The organism is Paenibacillus sp. NPDC093718, from assembly GCF_050279985.1.
Classification (GTDB): Bacteria; Bacillota; Bacilli; order Paenibacillales; family Paenibacillaceae; genus Paenibacillus_AQ.
In genome coordinates this window covers 23,964-42,063 of sequence record NZ_JBNNUS010000008.1, presented here as the reverse complement: position 1 = coordinate 42,063, position 18,100 = coordinate 23,964, and the positions used below count along the sequence as shown (strand labels likewise).

General features: G+C 52.3%; 20 protein-coding genes. 6 read left to right on the top strand and 14 right to left on the bottom strand.

The features are described 5' to 3' along the window. The 4 genes from ACQKPA_RS22950 to cobD form a co-directional block, all read right to left on the bottom strand. Positions 1–500 (bottom strand): histidine phosphatase family protein (locus ACQKPA_RS22950; protein WP_427494827.1); only part of this gene is annotated, 500 nt, incomplete at its 3' end. Then, on the bottom strand, positions 497–1,474 hold the full coding sequence (gene cbiB, locus ACQKPA_RS22945) for an adenosylcobinamide-phosphate synthase CbiB (RefSeq protein WP_427494826.1): 978 nt from the start codon (positions 1,472–1,474) through the stop codon (positions 497–499). The genes cbiB and ACQKPA_RS22950, both read right to left, overlap by 4 nt. Continuing rightward, positions 1,471–2,202 carry an adenosylcobinamide amidohydrolase gene (locus tag ACQKPA_RS22940; RefSeq protein WP_427494825.1) on the bottom strand — a complete coding sequence of 244 codons (732 nt, stop codon included), beginning with the start codon at positions 2,200–2,202 and terminating at the stop codon, positions 1,471–1,473. Before ACQKPA_RS22940 ends, cbiB begins: the two co-directional genes overlap by 4 nt. A gap of 76 nt (positions 2,203–2,278) precedes the next feature. After that, positions 2,279–3,403, bottom strand: coding sequence for a threonine-phosphate decarboxylase CobD (gene cobD / locus ACQKPA_RS22935; RefSeq protein ID WP_427494824.1), 1,125 nt, complete (start codon positions 3,401–3,403; stop codon positions 2,279–2,281). Positions 3,404–3,577: 174 nt separating this feature from the next. Between cobD and ACQKPA_RS22930 the strand changes: the two genes are divergently transcribed. Beyond that, the gene (locus ACQKPA_RS22930; RefSeq protein WP_427494822.1) at positions 3,578–4,579 is read left to right on the top strand and encodes a lipoate--protein ligase; all 1,002 of its coding nucleotides are present in this window, start codon (positions 3,578–3,580) and stop codon (positions 4,577–4,579) included. A gap of 87 nt (positions 4,580–4,666) precedes the next feature. Here ACQKPA_RS22930 and ACQKPA_RS22925 read toward each other — a convergent pair whose 3' ends face one another. Next, positions 4,667–5,380 carry a metal-dependent hydrolase gene (locus ACQKPA_RS22925; RefSeq protein ID WP_071222630.1) on the bottom strand — a complete coding sequence of 238 codons (714 nt, stop codon included), beginning with the start codon at positions 5,378–5,380 and terminating at the stop codon, positions 4,667–4,669. 287 nt (positions 5,381–5,667) lie between these two features. Between ACQKPA_RS22925 and ACQKPA_RS22920 the strand changes: the two genes are divergently transcribed. Then, positions 5,668–6,570: a DMT family transporter gene (locus ACQKPA_RS22920; protein WP_427494821.1), complete on the top strand. Its 903-nt coding sequence runs from the start codon at positions 5,668–5,670 to the stop codon at positions 6,568–6,570. Between the two features lie 38 nt (positions 6,571–6,608). Beyond that, on the top strand, positions 6,609–7,415 hold the full coding sequence (locus ACQKPA_RS22915) for a Cof-type HAD-IIB family hydrolase (RefSeq protein WP_427494820.1): 807 nt from the start codon (positions 6,609–6,611) through the stop codon (positions 7,413–7,415). Between the two features lie 135 nt (positions 7,416–7,550). On the opposite strand, the gene ACQKPA_RS22910 is transcribed toward ACQKPA_RS22915, so the two are convergent. Then, positions 7,551–8,312, bottom strand: a complete 762-nt coding sequence (locus ACQKPA_RS22910; RefSeq protein WP_427494819.1) for a TioE family transcriptional regulator — start codon at positions 8,310–8,312, stop codon at positions 7,551–7,553. A gap of 220 nt (positions 8,313–8,532) precedes the next feature. On the opposite strand from ACQKPA_RS22910, the gene ACQKPA_RS22905 reads away from it, so the two are divergent. Then, positions 8,533–8,943 carry a GNAT family N-acetyltransferase gene (locus ACQKPA_RS22905; protein WP_427494818.1) on the top strand — a complete coding sequence of 137 codons (411 nt, stop codon included), beginning with the start codon at positions 8,533–8,535 and terminating at the stop codon, positions 8,941–8,943. A gap of 111 nt (positions 8,944–9,054) precedes the next feature. On the opposite strand, the gene ACQKPA_RS22900 is transcribed toward ACQKPA_RS22905, so the two are convergent. From ACQKPA_RS22900 to ACQKPA_RS22885, 4 genes are all read right to left on the bottom strand, one after another. Further along, positions 9,055–9,792 (bottom strand): MBL fold metallo-hydrolase, encoded by a 738-nt coding sequence (locus tag ACQKPA_RS22900; RefSeq protein ID WP_427495048.1) that lies wholly within the window; start codon positions 9,790–9,792, stop codon positions 9,055–9,057. Between the two features lie 194 nt (positions 9,793–9,986). Next, complete coding sequence (locus ACQKPA_RS22895; RefSeq protein WP_071222624.1) at positions 9,987–10,223, bottom strand: hypothetical protein; 237 nt, start codon at positions 10,221–10,223, stop codon at positions 9,987–9,989. Beyond that, positions 10,220–11,248: a nucleotide-binding protein gene (locus tag ACQKPA_RS22890; protein ID WP_326097206.1), complete on the bottom strand. Its 1,029-nt coding sequence runs from the start codon at positions 11,246–11,248 to the stop codon at positions 10,220–10,222. The genes ACQKPA_RS22895 and ACQKPA_RS22890 overlap by 4 nt, the downstream gene beginning before the upstream one ends. A 112-nt stretch (positions 11,249–11,360) precedes the next feature. After that, positions 11,361–12,641, bottom strand: coding sequence for a serpin family protein (locus tag ACQKPA_RS22885; protein WP_427494817.1), 1,281 nt, complete (start codon positions 12,639–12,641; stop codon positions 11,361–11,363). A gap of 189 nt (positions 12,642–12,830) precedes the next feature. Here ACQKPA_RS22885 and ACQKPA_RS22880 point away from each other — a divergent pair, with 189 nt between their 5' ends. Beyond that, positions 12,831–13,397: a GNAT family N-acetyltransferase gene (locus tag ACQKPA_RS22880; protein WP_427494816.1), complete on the top strand. Its 567-nt coding sequence runs from the start codon at positions 12,831–12,833 to the stop codon at positions 13,395–13,397. 223 nt (positions 13,398–13,620) lie between these two features. Here the strand turns inward: ACQKPA_RS22880 and ACQKPA_RS22875 are convergent, their stop codons facing one another. The 4 genes from ACQKPA_RS22875 to cysT are packed head-to-tail and all read right to left on the bottom strand — an operon-like array spanning position 13,621 to position 17,390. Next, positions 13,621–14,679 (bottom strand): sulfate ABC transporter substrate-binding protein, encoded by a 1,059-nt coding sequence (locus ACQKPA_RS22875; RefSeq protein WP_427494815.1) that lies wholly within the window; start codon positions 14,677–14,679, stop codon positions 13,621–13,623. 35 nt (positions 14,680–14,714) lie between these two features. Continuing rightward, complete coding sequence (locus tag ACQKPA_RS22870) at positions 14,715–15,779, bottom strand: sulfate/molybdate ABC transporter ATP-binding protein (RefSeq protein ID WP_427494814.1); 1,065 nt, start codon at positions 15,777–15,779, stop codon at positions 14,715–14,717. A gap of 1 nt (position 15,780) precedes the next feature. Beyond that, positions 15,781–16,578 carry a sulfate ABC transporter permease subunit gene (locus ACQKPA_RS22865; RefSeq protein WP_071222618.1) on the bottom strand — a complete coding sequence of 266 codons (798 nt, stop codon included), beginning with the start codon at positions 16,576–16,578 and terminating at the stop codon, positions 15,781–15,783. Then, complete coding sequence (cysT, locus tag ACQKPA_RS22860) at positions 16,575–17,390, bottom strand: sulfate ABC transporter permease subunit CysT (RefSeq protein WP_071222617.1); 816 nt, start codon at positions 17,388–17,390, stop codon at positions 16,575–16,577. The genes ACQKPA_RS22865 and cysT overlap by 4 nt, the downstream gene beginning before the upstream one ends. A gap of 299 nt (positions 17,391–17,689) precedes the next feature. On the opposite strand from cysT, the gene ACQKPA_RS22855 reads away from it, so the two are divergent. Then, the gene (locus ACQKPA_RS22855) at positions 17,690–18,091 is read left to right on the top strand and encodes a secondary thiamine-phosphate synthase enzyme YjbQ (protein WP_071222616.1); all 402 of its coding nucleotides are present in this window, start codon (positions 17,690–17,692) and stop codon (positions 18,089–18,091) included. The last annotated feature ends 9 nt before the right edge of the window (positions 18,092–18,100 follow it).

Sequence of the window (18,100 nt, the reverse complement as noted above, 5' to 3'; positions counted from 1 at the left end):
TGCACAAGGGTATCCGGATCTTCCTCTACATGCAACAGTTCCTTTAAATCCAAATACAAATCGTTCAAGAATGCCTGAACCCGGGAACGGAACGCCTCCCAGCTCTCCCCATTCGGCGGCGTAACTTCTGCGGGGGTATCAATCCAGCGCCGATAAGAGATATCCGACTTCAAATCCTCGTAGGTTTTCCCTTCCCAATCTCCGAAATCGAGCTCGCGCAGCCGCGGATCATACACGACGCCCGGTATAATCCTGCTCAAAACTTCATCATCAGGAGCAGCCATTTTTAAGTCCGATAGGATAACATTCAGCGTCTGCCTGCATCGAAGGAGATCACTGCAATAGATCCGAACAAACTGCCCGGTAAAAAACCTATCCCGCAGCGGGAGGAGCTGCTGTCTTCCTTCCATGAGAATCCCCTGATCCTCGTGACCGAGATAACGGCGTTCCTCGTTCCACAACGTGCGGCCGTGGCGGACCAGATGCAGCGTGATCCTCATATCCATAGATCTCCTCCGGCTGCGGCAACAAGTCCAAGCACCAGGGTACCCAGTAACGTAAATAATACCGATACGCCCAGCAGCAGACGGTTTGTCACCCGAATATGCTCCGCTTCAAGCGGGCGTTCGGGATCCCCCATGTAAGCCCGGAACGAGATAACGCCTTGATAGGAATTCTCGCCTCCCAGACGAATGCCCAGCGCACCGGCAACGGCCGATTCGGGGAAGCCGCTGTTCGGACTGGGATGCTTTCGTGCATCTCTTCTGACCATCTTGATCGCTTTTTTCCATTGCAGCGAAAACACGGCAGCCACTATGGTCAACAGTCCTGCCGTCAGACGTGCCGGTATCCAATTGGCGATATCGTCCAGCCTTGCGGATGCCCAGCCGATATGCTGATATTTCTCGTTTTTATAACCGACCATGGAATCGAGCGTGTTCACGGCCCGGTAGGCCATCGCCAGCGGCGCTCCCCCGATCAGGGCAAAAAACAGCGGAGCGATGACCGCATCCACGATATTCTCCGCAACCGTCTCCACCGTTCCCCGCACGATCTCCGGCTCATCCAGATGGCCGGTGTCTCTTCCGACCACCATGCTGAGCGCGCGCCTGGCCTCTGCGATATGGCCGGAGCGAAGATGGCCGTAGACCTCCAATCCGGCTTCACGCAGCCCCTTGATGGCAATCGCAGTCGCAATAAGCACGATCTCTACTCCCCACGCAAGCCAAGGATGAATGGCCCCGCAGAGCTCCAGCAGCAGCCATGCCAGCACGAAGGAGCCGCCGGCCACGATCACCGGCAGCAGAATGCCCGCTCGCTTCAGGCTCTGGGCGGTAGTCGCCCGCTGGCGTATCCAGCCTTCCACACGGCGGATGGCTTTCCCCATACCAATGACAGGATGGGGAAGCCATCTCGGATCTCCGATCAGCAGGTCCAGCACGACCGCTGCCCAAATGATCCACACGACAGTCATATCCGGTCCTCTCTTTCGGTGACTATGCTTTCCGTAACACTCTCGTAGACAAGACGGCCGATCATGCCGCCCAGATCGGTGGCGGTTCCGGCATAATGGTGGTTCACGCCATAGGCTGCATTGCCGCTGACCCCAAGGACCATCGCGTCCGTCGTCGTTCCGGTCGCAACGGCTCCGGTCTCATGATCCTTCACGACCAGATCATGCAGTGCAGCGGCTTTCGCTTCCGTCGCCGTCAGCATCGCGTTCACCATGCAAGCCGGCGTCATCATCCCGTCCACCATCAGCATGATATTAATCGTGCCCGGCTGGTAAGCCGCAAAGGTCGTACGGCTCGACCCGGCGCGGGCTGCATTGCCCACGCCGGCGGTGGTGCAGCACAGGATGGAGGCCTGTTCACTCCGCTCTTCCCGGATGGCAGCATACTTCAGTTTTACCGCTGTCATCAATCCAGCTGTGGATTCAGCCGGATAACCGTGAACAGCCATAAAGTTAACCATATCGTTCACAGGGTCGCTGCAATCGTAATGCTTGTCCACATAACGGTTCACGATATGATCCAAATGCACGAATCCGCCGCCGTATATGGCGCTGCTTATGGACGCAGCCGGCTCCGGAAGCGAGATCCGGATATGCGGATGCTGCCGCTCCGATTCCAAGGACACTGTGGCTCCCGGCCACGCACTCGAACGATATAGATTCTTGCCTTTCAGAAAAGGTACTGCCATGTTTCTCTCTCCCTGCTCTCTATGATCTCGCAATCCGCCTGATCCCGAACTTTATGGGTATGTTCCGGTTGATCCCCTAGGTTGCGTCTTCTGAAGAAATTCCAAGAACCTCCGCCATAATGGCAAGCAGCCTGTCGTTATCTTCGGCATGTTTAACGGCCAGCCGGATATGACGCTCACCAAGGCCCGGGTACATGGCGCAGCTGCGGACAAGCACGCCGCGTCTCCCCATCTCCGACTGAAACATCTCGGCACTCCATGGCCGCGGAAGCTCCATGAGTAGAAAATTGGCCTCCCCCGGCGTAACGTCAAGCCCCAGCGTCCGTACACCCCGTATGAGCTTCTCTCGCTCTGCCCGAATCAATTGCAGCGTGTTCTGCTCGTAGTCCCTGCCGCTGCCAAGACAAGCCTCTCCTGCAAGCAGCGCCAGTCCATTGACGCTCCATGTCACCTGCTTGCCTGCCATCTTGCGTATCACATCAGGATGTGCGGCCGTATACCCGAGCCGTAAACCCGGAATCGCATAAAACTTGGTCATCGATCGGACAATCACGGTTCGGGTATAGTCATGAAGCTCTGGCATCAGGGTTTGTCTGTCTTCCAGCGGAATAAAGTCGATAAAGGCTTCATCCAGCACCAGCCAGGTCCCTTCTTGCTCTGCGCAAGCCGCTATTTCACGGATATCCTCAAGGCTGTATTGAACCCCGTTCGGATTGTTGGGTTGTCCCAAAAACACGAGATCCGTGCTAGCCAACAGCTCCATCACATCCGCCTTGTCTGCACGCCAGTCCCGCTCCGGATGTCCGCACACGGAGCGGATGTCCGAACCAAATTTTAAGGACAATTCCCGGTATTCGGAAAAACACGGGTCAACCACGCCCACAGTCCTTGGCGTAAGGCCCATCAACAACAGCGCCATGCACTCGGCCGCTCCGTTGCCGACAAGGATTCGCCGGGGATCGGTGTCTAACTCCTCTGCGAGCAGCTCCTTGAACTTACGGTGTCCCGGATCCGGATAACGAATGACCGCACTCATTCCCTCCTGCAAGGCCGTAACAACCCCTTGCGGCGGTCCGAGCGGGTTAATATTGGCGCTGTAATCCAGGAATGCCGAGGCTTGCCTTCCGAACGCGACAGCCGCCGTCTCCACGTCCCCTCCATGGCCATACACCTCGATCAAGGGTTGTTTTTTGTCGTTCATAAGAGCTCCTCCTGTTCCATGCCCTGACTCTTGCAAGCTCTGCCGTTATGTAATGCCATCATTATGTCGCTACCGTCCCTGACTCGTCAACATGGAATGCTTTGTCTCTGTCTTAAAATTGGTTTACAATAGTCTGGAAGCACCACATTTTGAATTGTGACGACGGAGGATACTATGCTATTTATCGATAATCAGGGGATCCACGATCCATCCATTAACCTAGCGATTGAAGAATATGCCTTGAAGCACTTGTCCATGGACGAGAGCTACCTTCTCTTTTATATCAACAAGCCTTCCATTATTATCGGAAAGCATCAGAATACGATCGAAGAGATCAACCAGGAATACGTTCGCGACAACAATATTCAGGTTGTGCGCCGGTTGTCCGGGGGCGGGGCCGTCTACCATGATCTCGGCAACCTGAATTTCAGCTTCATTACGAAGGATGACGGACAGTCCTTCCACAACTTCCTGAAGTTCACGCAGCCGGTTATCGACTTCCTGCAAAAGATGGGCGTACCCGCCGAGCTGAGCGGCCGTAATGACCTGCAGGTCGGCGAGAAGAAAATTTCGGGGAACGCGCAGTTCTCGACGCGGGGACGCATGTTCAGCCACGGCACGCTCATGTTTGACCTGAACCTGGATGATGTCCAAGCCTCGCTGAATGCCAATCCGGAAAAATTCAAATCCAAGAGCACCAAATCCGTCCGCAGCCGCGTGGCGAACATCAAGGAGCTGCTTGGCACGGATATGACGATTGAACAGTTCCGCGCAGAGCTGCTTCGCTCGATTTTCGGTATGGAGCCGGATCAAGTACCGCAATATGTCCTTCAAGAGAAGGACTGGGAGATTATCAACCAGATCTCGAAGGAACGCTACCAGAACTGGGATTGGAACTATGGGCTATCCCCTGAAAGCAATGTGAAGCATGCCAAGAAGTTTCCGGTGGGCATTATCGATATCCGGATGGACATCCGTGAAGGGCATGTCGGAGAGATCAAAATTTACGGCGACTTCTTCGGCGTCGGCGATGTCGCTGATATCGAGAACCTGCTTCGCGGCAAACGGTATGAAGAAACAGCGGTGCGCACCGCGTTATCCGGCATCGACGTCAAGTTTTACTTCGGCAACCTTGAGCTCGACGATCTGATCGGCTTGATTTTCCTTGAGGATTAGAGCCATCTCGTATTAAATAAGCCTCCCGCCCGTATGCTCATGCATTAGGGTGGGAGGCTTTTTCATTTCAAACATGTACACCTCGGATCAAGAGGAGGCCATAAATACATACCAAACAAGGACCAGCGTTAACACAATGCATGCATTCTCTACCGTGCGTCCCCATTTGCTTCCGGTGCTCATGATTTTCAGTTTAATTCTCCATTTGAACGGAGGGAGCGGACGGATTCCGCGATTAGTCAATGCATCTGCAAGCAAATGAATGGAGTAGGATAAACCGCCGGCAAACCATAGGCTTTCCCCGCCGATCTTGCCCTGCGATGCAAAATACAGCAGGCCCGTCCATCCGGCAGCCGCATAGACGGTATGGGTTAACCCTCGGTGGGTCACCAACGAGCCTGCAATGAGCACGCTGCCTGCAATCGTGTTCCATGGGCTGAAGCCCTGCCCGAAGGATATCAGTCCAAGACCGATCAGGAACATGACGATATGGCGCAGGGTCCGGCTTGGCAGGTACGAAACCACCCCGATCAGTCCGGCCAGGGCGATGTTCCAAGGGGCATACTCCTTGCCGTAGAAAACAACGAAGATGGCTGCGCCGATCATGGCCAGCTGAAGGATTCTCAGCAGCCCGGAAGGAATCGCCTTGCGCACCAGCAGAGAGTTGGGCTCGTCAATGTCGGGAAGCAGTGCGCTAACCAAAGCCACCGCGGCAGCCGGCAATGTGACAGGCACTCCGCTCATGCCCATGACGGATAACGTGACCCCTGTGCTAATAATCAAATGAGCTCTGCCCATCATGATGACAATCTTCCTTTCTAAGCTCAATGCTGACTATGGGATCGATGGATCGCTTGCCGACCTTAACGTCCGATAGCCCAGGGTCATGAGAATGTACGTTCGGTTCATTAGTATAGCAAAATCATCCTCTTTTTGTCTACCCCTTCCACTTGGGTTAGGCTTAAAAATGGTTGTCCGATTCTCTGATATGGGATACAATTTGATCACTTGCCCAAGGTAACGACCGGGGACGAATGCACGGGAATCTCATCAGGAGTTTCACATGTTCAAGAAAGGATGACTACCGAGTGAATCGCTCACGAATTGCCGATCTCAGCCTGCTTCTGGTGGCTATGATGTGGGGGTCTACGTTCCTCATCGTTCAGCATGCGGTCCGCGTGCTCCCGCCGATGGCTTTCAATTCCGTCCGCTTTTTGGGAGCAGCCCTGCTCCTTGCACTAATCATCACCCTCTTTTACCGGAGCCAGTGGAAGCTAATATCCGGCAAAATGCTGCTGCATGCCTGCCTGCTGGGTCTTTTTTTATTTATAGGGTACGCCTTTCAAACCGCGGGCCTTCTGTACACCACCACGTCCAATACAGGCTTTATTACCGGCTTGTCCGTCGTGCTGGTCCCTTTCATATCCTATGTCCTGTTAAAGCACTCCATCTCCAAATTCACCTGGATCAGCGCCTTGCTTGCGGCGGCGGGCCTGTACCTGCTCACCTTCACCGGGTCCGGCATGAGCCTGAACAAGGGCGATGTGCTCGTATTCGTTTGCGCCATCGGTTTTGCGCTTCATATCGGTTATACGGGCGTTTATGCCGGGCGATACCCCTCTTTGCTGCTCGCTGCGCTTCAGATGGCTGTCGTGGGGATACTTAGCTTAGCGGCATCTGCGCTAACCGAGCATGTCGGCAATGTGACCGACCTGATGGAGAAGCTGACCCAGCCGAACGTGCTGTGGGCGCTGGCTATATCCATCGGACCTACCAGCGCATTCGCCTTCTGGATCCAAACCGTCTGTCAAAAATATACGACGCCGTCCAGGGTGGCCATCATCTATGCAACGGAGCCGGTATTCGCCGCGCTGACCGGAATCCTGTTCGCGGGAGAGCGGCTTACGCTCATTGGCGGCATCGGTTGTCTATGCATTTTGGCAGGAATGATGATTGCGGAATTGAAGTCTGCGCCACAGAAGGTACAATAGAGTTAAAGACAGAGACAGAAACAAAAGGAGAGATACCCATGACAACTTACAAATTGATGGCCATCGACATTGACGATACCCTGATCAATGACGATAAGGAAGTAACCCCCGGCGTCCAGCAGGCGCTTGAGCAAGCCGTAGCCCACGGTGTCGTTGTGACACTGGCAACCGGGCGTGCCTATGCGTCCGCTCAAGCTATTGCGCGTCAAACCGGACTCAACGTTCCCATTATCACCTACCAGGGTGCCCTGATTAAAAATCTGCTTGACGAGAAGGTTCTCTACGAACGCTTCGTACCCGTCGATGCAGCCGTGAAGCTGTATGAATACTGCGTAGAGCACAATCTCCATCTGCAAACCTACATCGATGACAAGCTGTATGCCCGTGAAGAGAATCAGAAGCTGATCGATTACTGCGCCCTGAACCGGACGCCGTATTACATCGAGCCTGATTTTATGAAAATGGTTCAGAAACCGACCCCGAAAATGCTCATCATTGACGATCCCGACTATCTGGATGAACTGATCCCTGTATTCCGTGAGCTGCTGGGCGATGAAGTGCATATTACCAAATCCAAGCCGCATTTTCTGGAGTTCATGCATAAGGAAGGCACGAAGGGACATGCGCTAACCTTCCTAGCCGATCATTTTGGCTGCGATCTCAAGGAAACCATCGCTGTCGGCGACTCCTGGAACGATCACGAGATGCTGGAAGCCGCCGGTCTTGGCGTCGCCATGGGCAATGCAATCGAGCCGCTTAAGGCGATTGCCGATTATGTTACGCTTGGGAACAACGAAGACGGCGTGAAACATGTCATTGATAAATTCGTGCTCAACCAGGGTTAATATCCGGAACAAATAAATCTGCGCAAATAAGCCTCCATGATATCCATGGGGGCTTGTTCTTGTCATAAAAAACGCAGTCAGTGCGTTCCCTAACCGGTCAGCTGGGATGGCGCAAAGGCCTTTGCGGCCTGTCCGTCATTCCCGATCCGGGTTAAACGTTAGAATCGGCTTCAAAAGCGCCGCATCATTGAACTCCAGCAGGCCTACCTCCATGCACAGCTCCATCAATTTATGAATGCCGTTGTATTGCTGCAAATTCCGTTGATGAATGACGGATAACGCTTCGCGAACCATTTTTTGGGCCTGTTCAATGCTTTGATGCTCCACGGCCTGAATGATCTCCTTGATACTCTCCAAGTAATATACCGTCCGCCTGAGCGAGCGGATCAGCAAAATCTGCCTGACTTGCGACGGGGTGTACAGCCGATATCCATTCTCGGGGTTTCGATCCGGGGTGATCAAGCCTTCCTTCTCCCAGTGACGGATGGCGGACGATTCCACGTTGGTCAGTTCGGCGACCTCGCCGATCGTCATATGGGCTTTGAGCTTTTTATCCTTGATGATGTTAAGTTCGGGATTCTCGAGCAAGGCAAGCGTTTCATCGGCAATGTTTTTTTCCTGCAATAGTTTGACCTGCTCCCCATTCACGAGCCAGAGGGCTTCATCCATCTCCCTCTTCTGAATGTGGCGAATCACATCATAAGTAACCGCGTAACCAAAGCCCGGAAACATGGCGCGCAGACAACGGAAGTAAGCCATATGCATTTGCGTGTATAAACGGTAGCCCTTCTCGTTCCGGGCAGGAGGGGGGACCACTCCCCAAGATTCATAATGCCTTAAAGCACTCGTGCTGATTTGCAGCTCTTTGGCGATATCTTTCGGCTTGTAGTAATGCATGCCGTTCCCTCCCCAATCACGATTGAGAACCTACTTTACCAGAATCGCAAGCCATTGGCAAACCTTAAATTAAAACATTAAAGTCCTCTGAGAAGGATTATTGGATGACATCCTCGGCTTGGTTGGATCCGCTACAAGACATCTTCTCACTTGCATCAATGTTGTATATTGAGTGGTGTAGAGGCAATATGATCTTATTCTTAACCGCGGGAGGCTGATTATGATGAACGTGCACATAACCGAGGAGTTTCCACAGAATCAAGAATACATGAATCTAAGAGTAGATGCAGGGCTGCCTGAGGTTGAGATTTCGGCCATAGCGACTGCGCTAAACCGCAGCGTGCTGTCCCTTCTGGCCAGAGACGGCAATGACCGGCTGATAGGGATGGGAAGGGTCGTAGGCGATGGCGCTTTCTATTTTCAACTGGTGGATATTATGGTTGCGGCCTCCCAACAGGATCAAGGGGTTGAAGAGATGATCGTGTCCGAGCTGCTCTCCCGCCTGAAAAAAATAGCGCCTAGCGGAGCCGAGGTCACCGTCATCACCGACGTGCCCGGAATCAAGCTGTACCAACACGCGGGCTTCAAGCTGCTGTATCCTGATCGATACGGCATGGCCAGATCGTTGTAGGAGAGATCCCTGCAAGCGATTAAAGCGGCAATCCTGCCGCATTTTCACGCTATAGGTCTCGGCACGGGAGCACCCCGAGCCCCACGCATGCCCGGCCTAACGCTATGTTTTTCATTTACTCAGCTTTATTGTCATCCCCGCCCTCGCCAGACGGACTCCCTCCGGAAGAGGCAGCTCCTTCCGAACGTCGACGTCATGCGACATATGGGTATACACCGTTTGGCGAGGCTTCACCTCGGCGAGCAGCTCTGCCGCTTCCTTCATGTCATAGACGGAGCGCGTCTCGAATTTGGCGGTTTCATGAACAAAGCTGGTTCCGAGGACCAGCAAATCCACGCCATTCAGCGGTTCCTTTTCCGCAGGGCTCAGATTAATCGAGTCGGAATTGTATACCCAGACGTACCCGTCCTTCTGAAACCGATATGCATAAGAATATCCGTTCTGTCCATGGTTTACCTTCCAGCAGGAAATATCCCAGCCACCCAGTGAAAACCCATCATCGACTGGCGTCATCTCCATCTGTCGCGGAAGCCATGGATACTGCCTCACAATCTGCTCCAGCACCTCGGCAGGGGCGTATAACCGTCCCTTTTCCCTCTGCCATCTGCAGGCATCGCTCCATTCCGGAAGGCCGCCGATATGATCAAAGTGAGCATGCGTAATCAGCATATCGCTCATCTTCCGCTTTCCCAGCCCCTCCATCATAGAGCGCCAATCCGGACCGCAGTCGATCATGAAGGACGTTTCATCGCACTCCACCATAACGGCAGAGCGCAAACGCCGATTGATCCCCGTATTCCGGGCTTCCGTGCATACCTCACAATCGCAATATACCCGCGGAACGCCCATGGCATCTCCCGTTCCCAAAAAAGTTAATGCATCCCCGCTCACATGACATCCCCCATTTGTGTTTATAAATTTGTTCTTGTTTACGTAAACCTTGTCCCTATATTGTATAAGCGCACGAAGAAAAAACAAAGACCGCCCGGATCATCCCGAACGGTCTTTCGCCATTTCTTCTTAAACGGTAGCGTAGCAATTCATTAAGCAAATGAGGGCTTATTATCGTCAACAGCTCCGCTGATGACCTTGACGTATTTCTTATCTACACCTTCCACAGAAGGACCAACATATACACTGTTCTTGCTTGGGCGTCTAACCGAGCGCTTCCGGGATTTCAGCGTACTCATCATCGGTACGGGCCCCCTAACCACCCAGCTGCTGCCATTGGCGGACCCCTGCGGATGACCTGACGTTCTCTTCTTCTCATTCCTGCTCACGACGAATCCCCTCCAACTAAATGCCTGATGGTACGAAGCAGCTCACGATTCTGTTCTACAACCTCCGCGAGATCTTCATCCGTAAGAATCTCATGTCCCGTAAAATGTACGGACAATACATGATTTACACCTAAAGGATAGCAGAACACATACACCTGCGCAACTTCCTCTTCGTGATAAAATGCCCATTTTCCACTATTATAGACATCTATCACGTAAATCGACTGGTTACTTGGCGAATGTTCCTTACTCCCATCGAACGGGAAATACCGTCCTCTACCTACATTACCCCCAATTTGGGCAATGCCTTCATCTCTTCGGCCCCAGAAGGCGGCGCCGGTCACCCTGAAATCCCCTGCAGCCGGCGGGAGCAAGGAGTTTCGGACAGCTTCACTTAGTGCATGATATTTTTCCGATTCATCCGTCACATGCACATTTCGATTATATTCCCAGAAAAAATGCAGCACACTTTGCTTGCGCCTCAGCTCCGCATCCTTCTGCTCAATCACGGTGCTCGGGTTGTTGTAGAACCCTTCGGTTTCGATCGCGCTCAGAATATGCCCGCAAGCGACATCGACCGCTGATTTGTAATCGTCATCGCTTCGCAGTTCGTATTCAAGCAGCGTTAAGCCCTGCAGGTCGGAGAGTAGATGGTAATCCTTAACAATAACGTCTTGAACGGAGCTGCTGTCTGCCTCCACCTGATCCGGGATGATGCAGTACACCCTTCGCCGCCCGAGCCTTCCCCAATACAGCCCCATCTCGAACAGCGTGTTGTCGCGGGTAACAAATACATGTTTGCCTCGAATGAGTGCGACATCATCCGGAGAAAAGACGAACACACCAAAATCACTGGACGCCAGCTGCTTCTCCAAAGCTTCCATCGTATACATGTTCGCCCCGAACGTTCCGCCGTACCAAGGCGTCACTTGAGCGGACCGTTTAAGCTGTTCGTGGATCGCCCTTGCATACTTGATGGCCTCTCTGGAAGAACCTATGAATAAATTCGGCTTCGGTATGGTCATAGGCACATCCTATTCTCCCTTTGTTATACATTTTAGTCTTATTCGACCATTATAACAAAGTTGCCTATTTTTGGGTGAAAATTATGGCAGGCGCATGTTGGTATAGTATATGCTACGGTTTCAAAACAGACCCCATAAATAACCATGCACCCGTGTCCCGATCTTCAATGGCGAAGAAAAAAGGGCGGTCGACATTCATGACGATCGGCTCGGTAGGCTGAGCAGCGCTTGTCTCAATCCCGACCGCTGTAATCGCTGCGGCCTCCGTGCCCTTTTCGCTGACATCAACTACGGTCTTATGTTTTATCTTATCAATCCAAAATTTCTCTCCATCAGCTGCCATGGCGCTAAAATCAGCTTCATTCCTGTTGAATGCCTTCGTCATCCCCAGGCTTTGAAGCGCATCTGGGAGCTCGAAGGTCTGTTCTACCTTAAATTTGGGCAGCCCAAGCTGGATGGTCTCATGCGGGTAATCACCTTTCCAGACGGACGTATCCTTCCACAACTGCTGCTGCAGCTCATCCATGGATGAGGATTCCTTCGGCAGGATGACCAGCATATGCATGCGGCCATCTCCATAAGGAATGCGGATCGCCTGCCAGGACTCCCCTTCTTTGTAACTGTATTGTCCTTTCCGCTTCATCATCGGAATTTTTTGAGTGGTGCCGTCAGAAAGCGTGAATTCTTCATCCACGGTTTTCGCCGGATCAAATTCATCCATCCACCCGCCGTTAAAATATATGGCATTGATCAGAACCGCAACGCCGCCCGGAGGCTTATCATATATCGAAGGAATCATGCCGCTCGTCTTGTCGTTCACCCACCGATTTATGGCCTCCATAGCATCGGCATGCATCAAGTCGGCCTCCTTAACTTCAGCAAGATAGCTATCCTTAACAGTCTGCAAATACGTCTTCTTCATCTCAAGGCCTTGCGTGTGCCACACGGAATTGGCCACATTCAGCACGACGCCTCCCCCGTTCTCCAGCAATGATCGCAGCTGGCGGTTCCCATCGTTGATATCGGCCACACTCATGCCCTTCCATCCAAGTACGTCGGACATCTCGGCAGCCGTATCGCCCGCTGTCCCGTTATAGGCCAATGCCAAAGCTTGCGTAATGCTGTACGGAGAAATAATCAGATTGCCATTCGTGTACTCCGGGTTGTTTGATAACGCTTGATGCAATCGTAAGCCAAAATCATTCTGCGCTTCTACCATGCCGGTATCAATCTTGGTCAATACCTCTTTACGTTCCTGAGCCGACAATTCCTTCACTTTGGGCAGCTTATCCACAATGGCTTGCGGTTCCCCTGACTGGATTTCGCTGCCCTGAGCGCAAGCGGTAAGCCCCATAAGTAAACATAGGCCAAAGAGTACCATTCTTTTTCGCATAACCTTGTCCCCCTTCAATCTCAGATTCTTTGTCTATCTGCTATTGACGGAATGACGTCACCTAATGTTTCATATAAAGGATCATTTATCCAAATTTAGTTGGCAACCAACTTGTTCCCCGTTACAATGTAGAGAACCCGGACCGTACTTAAGCATGTACAGAATACAGAGCGAAAGGAATTTCTACATATGCAAAAATTTCGCCTTGAAGGCAGCAAAGTGACGCTAAGATCCAGGAAACCCGAGGATACCCCGGTTTTATATAATCTGATCTATGGCACGAAGAATCCGGAATGGAAAAAATACGACGCTCCTTATTTCCCGCTCAAGCAGATTTCCTACGAAATATTTGAAACACAGTGGAATGCCGACTTTGAAACCGATCAATTTCCAAGTGATTTGCTCATCGAAGCGGAGGGAAAGACGATTGGCATCGTCACGTTTTATTGGGAGCATGAAGCCTCACGCTGGCTGGAAGCCGGGATCCTGATTTATGATCCGAGCCGTTGGAGCGGCGGATACGGTACGGAAGCACTTTCGCTGTGGGTGGAATGCCTGTTCCAAAATCTCACCATCGCCCGTGTCGGCATCACCACCTGGTCCGGCAATCCGAGAATGATGCGCTGCGCTGAGAAGGTTGGCATGCAGCTCGAAGGCCGCATGCGAAAGTGCAGATATTACAATGGTGTCTACTACGATTCCATTCGCATGGGCATTCTGCGCGAAGAATGGGAAGCTCGGAAAGCTCGTGTGTAGGACAAGATTGTACGGCACAATCCGTATACGTAGCATCCTTGCAGCACACGAGGCGTCATTCAGACGATTGCTAATGTTTTCTTACATACAAATAAGCGAGCCGGCCAGGAGATCCTGGGCGGCTCGCTTTATCCCTTTTTTGATCGACGGGCCATGTACGAAACGCAGCTTAGCACGCGACTGACCCTCATGAATCCACAATCGCTCCCGTTTGCCGCGAGCATCATAGACCGGCCAGTACCTGATACCAGACTCCGCGCTTGGAATACAGCGTCTCGCGCACCTGATCCCATCCACCCAGATACTCGATATCGAATAACCCCGGCGGGTTGGAAAACTGATCCTTCGTCTGTTCAAACACCGATTCTTCAACTGGACGGAACCCGTACTTTACGAATATGCTCTGCGCCTCCGGCGTGCGCAAGTACTCTACGAAAGCTGCCGATACATCCAGCGTGCCGTGTTTTTCAGCGAAACGCTCGACGACTGCAGCCGGATTCTCGATCAGCATCGTGTGCTGCGGCACAACGATATCATATTGGACGCCTTGAGCAATCCGGGCGAGCAGCTCGTTCTCATACGTTACGATCACGTCGCCTACCCCGTATTCAAAAGCCGCCATGGAAGCCCGCCCGCTTTTATCGAGCGATTCCACATTGCGGTGAACCGCTTCAAGGAAAGCTTTCGCTTCGGCAGGATCACGCTTTCCGTTCTTTTCCGATTGTTTCAGCCCCGCGCCGTAGATCGCGTTAATATCCCACTGCGCGCCGCCCGAGGTCTTCGGGTTCGGATACAGCACCTTGACGTCCGATCGGGTCAGATCGTCGAAATCCCGTATCCCTTTCGGATTTCCCTCGCGCGTACCGAGAACGACAATCGATCGTGTCACCATGCCGTTATACGGCTGAGATTTCCATTCCGGATCCACAAGCCCTTCCCTGACCAGCTTGTCGACATCCCCTTCCATGGCAAGCAGCGTGACGTCGGCCTCAAATCCGCCCGTGATGGCACGAGCTTGTGTTCCGGAAGCCTCGTAGGATTCCTGAAACCGAATGGTTTCACCCGTCTGCTCCTTCCACTGCGCTTGAAAAGCAGGGATGATCTCGGACAGGGCATCTCTGGCCACGCTGTACGCGCCCAGAACGATCGTTCTCTCTCCCGTTGGAGATATCACTTCCTCGCGAACAGGCGGGTCATTGGCGCATCCTGCCATAAAAAAACTGAAGAGAAGCGCCATGCCAACCAGCAGGAATGAGGTGCGTTTCATATTCAAGATCCGCATGAATGATTCCACTTCCCTTCGGATATTTAAAACCATCAGATCATAATTGGCATCGGGTCGACCTTCAGTCGATTCTCCTCGATCCAGCTGTGCTCTTCATTAAAGAGATAAGCCCGGTGAACGAGGACGCGGACCTCTTGACCCGGAAACAGCGTTTCCTTCTCCAGTGAACGGTAGGTGATCAGCTTATGTCCCTTAACCTCCACCTCCACCAGCCATTCGCTGCCGCGGAAATGCAGATGACGAACGATCCCCGTCTCCGTTGCGGACAACACGCTGAAATCATGCTTGCTTCCAATCTCGATATATTCCGGACGAATCAGCGCACGCGTCGCATTCTTGTTAGCCGCTGCCTCAAATCCCTTCAGCTCGGCCGCGCTCGAAATCACGGTGGATTCGCCTATGAATGAAGCGACAAACGGCGTCTTCGGCTCCTTGTAAATATCCCAAGGCGTTCCCTTCTGCTCAACGCGCCCCTGATTAATAATCATAATTTCATCCGCGACTTCAATCGCCTCATCCTGGTCATGCGTAACAAAAATCGAAGTAATGCCGACCCGCTCGATCAGCTCGCGAAGCCAGGAGCGCAGCTCCTGGCGGATCTTCGCATCGATGGCAGCGAACGGTTCATCCAATAAGAGCAGCTGCGGTTCAGGTGCCAGCGCTCTGGCAAAGGCTACTCGCTGACGCTGTCCGCCCGATAACTGGTGCGGATAGCGGCTCTCGAAACCTTTTAAGCCGGTCAGCTCCACCAATTCCATTACCCGGTCCCTGATTATCGCCTTGGGAGTCTTCTTCACCTTCAAGCCGAAAGCGATGTTATCAAACACGGTCATATGCTTAAACAAGGCATAGTTCTGGAATACAAAGCCGATGCCGCGCTCCTGCGGCGGCAGATCATTGACCACTTGGCCATGAAAGGAGATTTGCCCGGAGTCCGGATTCTCAAGCCCGGCCAGCATGCGCAGGATGGAAGTTTTGCCGCCTCCGCTGGGCCCCAGAAGTCCAATCAGATGTCCCTTCTCAATCTCGAAGCTGACATCCTTGACGGCATGAAACGTACCAAAATGCTTGTTCAGATCGCGAACCTCCACATGCATATCAATGCACATCCTTTCTTTTTTTGGCCCATTCCATCAGCAGCAAGAGTCCTACCGAGAAGGCAGCCAATACCAATGCGACGCCATTCGCCGCAGCCACGTTAAAATTCTCCACATCCTGATATACTAACGTTGTCGCCGTCTGAGTTTTATTCATGATATTACCGGACACCACCAGCACCGCACCAAACTCGCCCAATGAACGGGCTACCGTGAGTACCAGGCCATATACGACAGCCCACCGGATGGAAGGCCATGTTACCTTTCGGAACGTTGTCCATTCGTATGCCCCCAGCGTCGCTGCCGCCTGTTCCTGATCATTTCCAATTTCCTGCAATACAGGCATGACCTCACGAACCATGAGCGGAAACGTGACGAACAGTGTGGCGATTACCATACCCGGGAAAGCATATACCACTTTAAACCCGATCCCTTCAAAAAAACCGCCGATGATGCTGTCGGGTCCGAGCAGCAGTACAATCATCAAACCGCCAATGACCGGCGATACCGCATAGGGCAGATCGACAATGCTGTTCAGAATGCCCTTGATCTTTCGGCTCAGCCAATTCGCCCGTACCAGGTACAACGCCATCATGATGCCAAACAACGCATTGAAGAACGTAACGAATACCACTATAAGCCCCGTCATCATCAGGGCATGCAAGGCTTCCGGCCTGAACAAACCTTCGGCAAACCCGCTCAGCCCTTTATCAAACGCACCGATCGCAATTCGGGACAGGGGGATGATTAACAGAATAATAAATACAGCGTACGTAAGTCCGATCCACAGACGTCTCAAACTCGTCTCCCCCTCTGCTGTACGGCATTGATCACCCAGAGGATGATAAAAGAGAGGGTAAGGAGCAGAATAGATACCGCAGCCGCTCCGGCAGGATTATCGCTCTCGACCTCACCAAAAATAAAAACCGAGGCAATAAGTGTTCTTCCCGGAATGTTGCCGGCCACCAAGACAACAGCCCCGAATTCGGCTAATGCCCTTGAGAATGCCAGCATTCCTCCGCTGATAATCCCGGGCAGCATCGACGGCAGGATGACTTTAAAAAAGGTTCTCGTCCTGGAAGCTCCCATCGTATATGCCGCTTCTTCCTCCAGCGGGTCGAGCTCCTCCAGCAGCGGCTGAACCGCACGGATGACAAACGGAAACGTGACAAACATCATCGCTATCACAATCGCGGGCTGGTGGAATACAATTTCAAAACCCAATTTCTCTGCCAAACCACCGAGAAAGCTCCCGGGGCCCAGCAGCAGCAATATCATCAGACCGCCAACGGCTGTCGGCAGTGCAAAGGGCAGGTCGACCAGACTGTTCAGCAGCGTCCTTCCCGGAAACTTATATCGTATAAGCACCCATGCAATCATCGTTCCGATAAGCACGTTGATGAAAGTAGAGATGACGCCCAGCTTGATGGTAAGCAGCACAGCCTTCCACGCGATCGGATCCATAATGCTCTCCGTAAAATGACTCCATCCTGCAGAGAATGATTGCACATATACCCCAAAGATCGGCAGTACGATCAAGGCAAGAAAATAAAGCAGTACGGTACTTCGAAACCCCCAAGTCCAACCTTTATGACGAATCCATGTTGTCATCTCGTATCCCTCCCGCCTCCGGATGGCATTCCGGTCGACACTTTCACAAACCATCTTTATATTTCCTATTTGTATACTTGGTTTTCTTTACACATACTTTACCAAAAGCTGAATCCCATCGTCAATCCATCTTTTGCACTTTATCGGGTAAAATAAAAGAAATGGTAAGAAAAACGTCTGTCGACGTACTTTCTCAGTAGACAGACCGCATTTAGCTGAAGTTTTTCTTGCGAGATAAGGATGCTAAGCCTCGGATGTTTATACTTTCTTATCTCTTGAAAAATGAGGAGGTATTGTACATGCTGTATACCGGTGAATTGGATACGCAAGGTCGCGATGAGATGAGGGATATTACAAGGGAGATCCACTCCTATGTAAAACAAAGCGGGGTCCAGCAAGGAACGGTCCTGATCTATTGTCCGCATACGACGGCGGGGATTGCCATCAATGAGAACGCGGATCCTGATGTGAAGCGGGACGTCCTGATGTCGCTCGATGAGGTATATCCTTGGAATCATCCCAAGTATCGCCATGCGGAGGGCAACACCGCTTCCCACCTCAAATCGATCACCTGCGGCCCTTCCCAGACCGTTATCATTCAGAACGGGCACCTGCTTCTCGGACGTTGGCAGGGCATTTATTTCTGTGAATTCGACGGACCGCGGCAGCGCCAGTATCATGTGAAGATCATGGAAGGATGATCCCTTAAA

Excerpts from the sequence above, each read along its gene's own strand:
- cbiB (WP_427494826.1), bottom strand. The coding sequence starts at position 1,474 with ATGACTGTCGTGTGGATCATTTGGGCAGCGGTCGTGCTGGACCTGCTG.
- ACQKPA_RS22940 (WP_427494825.1), bottom strand. The coding sequence starts at position 2,202 with ATGGCAGTACCTTTTCTGAAAGGCAAGAATCTATATCGTTCGAGTGCG.
- cobD (WP_427494824.1), bottom strand. The coding sequence starts at position 3,403 with ATGAACGACAAAAAACAACCCTTGATCGAGGTGTATGGCCATGGAGGG.
- ACQKPA_RS22930 (WP_427494822.1), top strand. The coding sequence starts at position 3,578 with ATGCTATTTATCGATAATCAGGGGATCCACGATCCATCCATTAACCTA.
- ACQKPA_RS22925 (WP_071222630.1), bottom strand. The coding sequence starts at position 5,380 with ATGATGGGCAGAGCTCATTTGATTATTAGCACAGGGGTCACGTTATCC.
- ACQKPA_RS22915 (WP_427494820.1), top strand. The coding sequence starts at position 6,609 with ATGACAACTTACAAATTGATGGCCATCGACATTGACGATACCCTGATC.
- ACQKPA_RS22910 (WP_427494819.1), bottom strand. The coding sequence starts at position 8,312 with ATGCATTACTACAAGCCGAAAGATATCGCCAAAGAGCTGCAAATCAGC.
- ACQKPA_RS22905 (WP_427494818.1), top strand. The coding sequence starts at position 8,533 with ATGATGAACGTGCACATAACCGAGGAGTTTCCACAGAATCAAGAATAC.
- ACQKPA_RS22900 (WP_427495048.1), bottom strand. The coding sequence starts at position 9,792 with ATGGGCGTTCCGCGGGTATATTGCGATTGTGAGGTATGCACGGAAGCC.
- ACQKPA_RS22890 (WP_326097206.1), bottom strand. The coding sequence starts at position 11,248 with ATGACCATACCGAAGCCGAATTTATTCATAGGTTCTTCCAGAGAGGCC.
- ACQKPA_RS22885 (WP_427494817.1), bottom strand. The coding sequence starts at position 12,641 with ATGCGAAAAAGAATGGTACTCTTTGGCCTATGTTTACTTATGGGGCTT.
- ACQKPA_RS22880 (WP_427494816.1), top strand. The coding sequence starts at position 12,831 with ATGCAAAAATTTCGCCTTGAAGGCAGCAAAGTGACGCTAAGATCCAGG.
- ACQKPA_RS22875 (WP_427494815.1), bottom strand. The coding sequence starts at position 14,679 with ATGCGGATCTTGAATATGAAACGCACCTCATTCCTGCTGGTTGGCATG.
- ACQKPA_RS22870 (WP_427494814.1), bottom strand. The coding sequence starts at position 15,779 with ATGCATGTGGAGGTTCGCGATCTGAACAAGCATTTTGGTACGTTTCAT.
- cysT (WP_071222617.1), bottom strand. The coding sequence starts at position 17,390 with ATGACAACATGGATTCGTCATAAAGGTTGGACTTGGGGGTTTCGAAGT.
- ACQKPA_RS22855 (WP_071222616.1), top strand. The coding sequence starts at position 17,690 with ATGCTGTATACCGGTGAATTGGATACGCAAGGTCGCGATGAGATGAGG.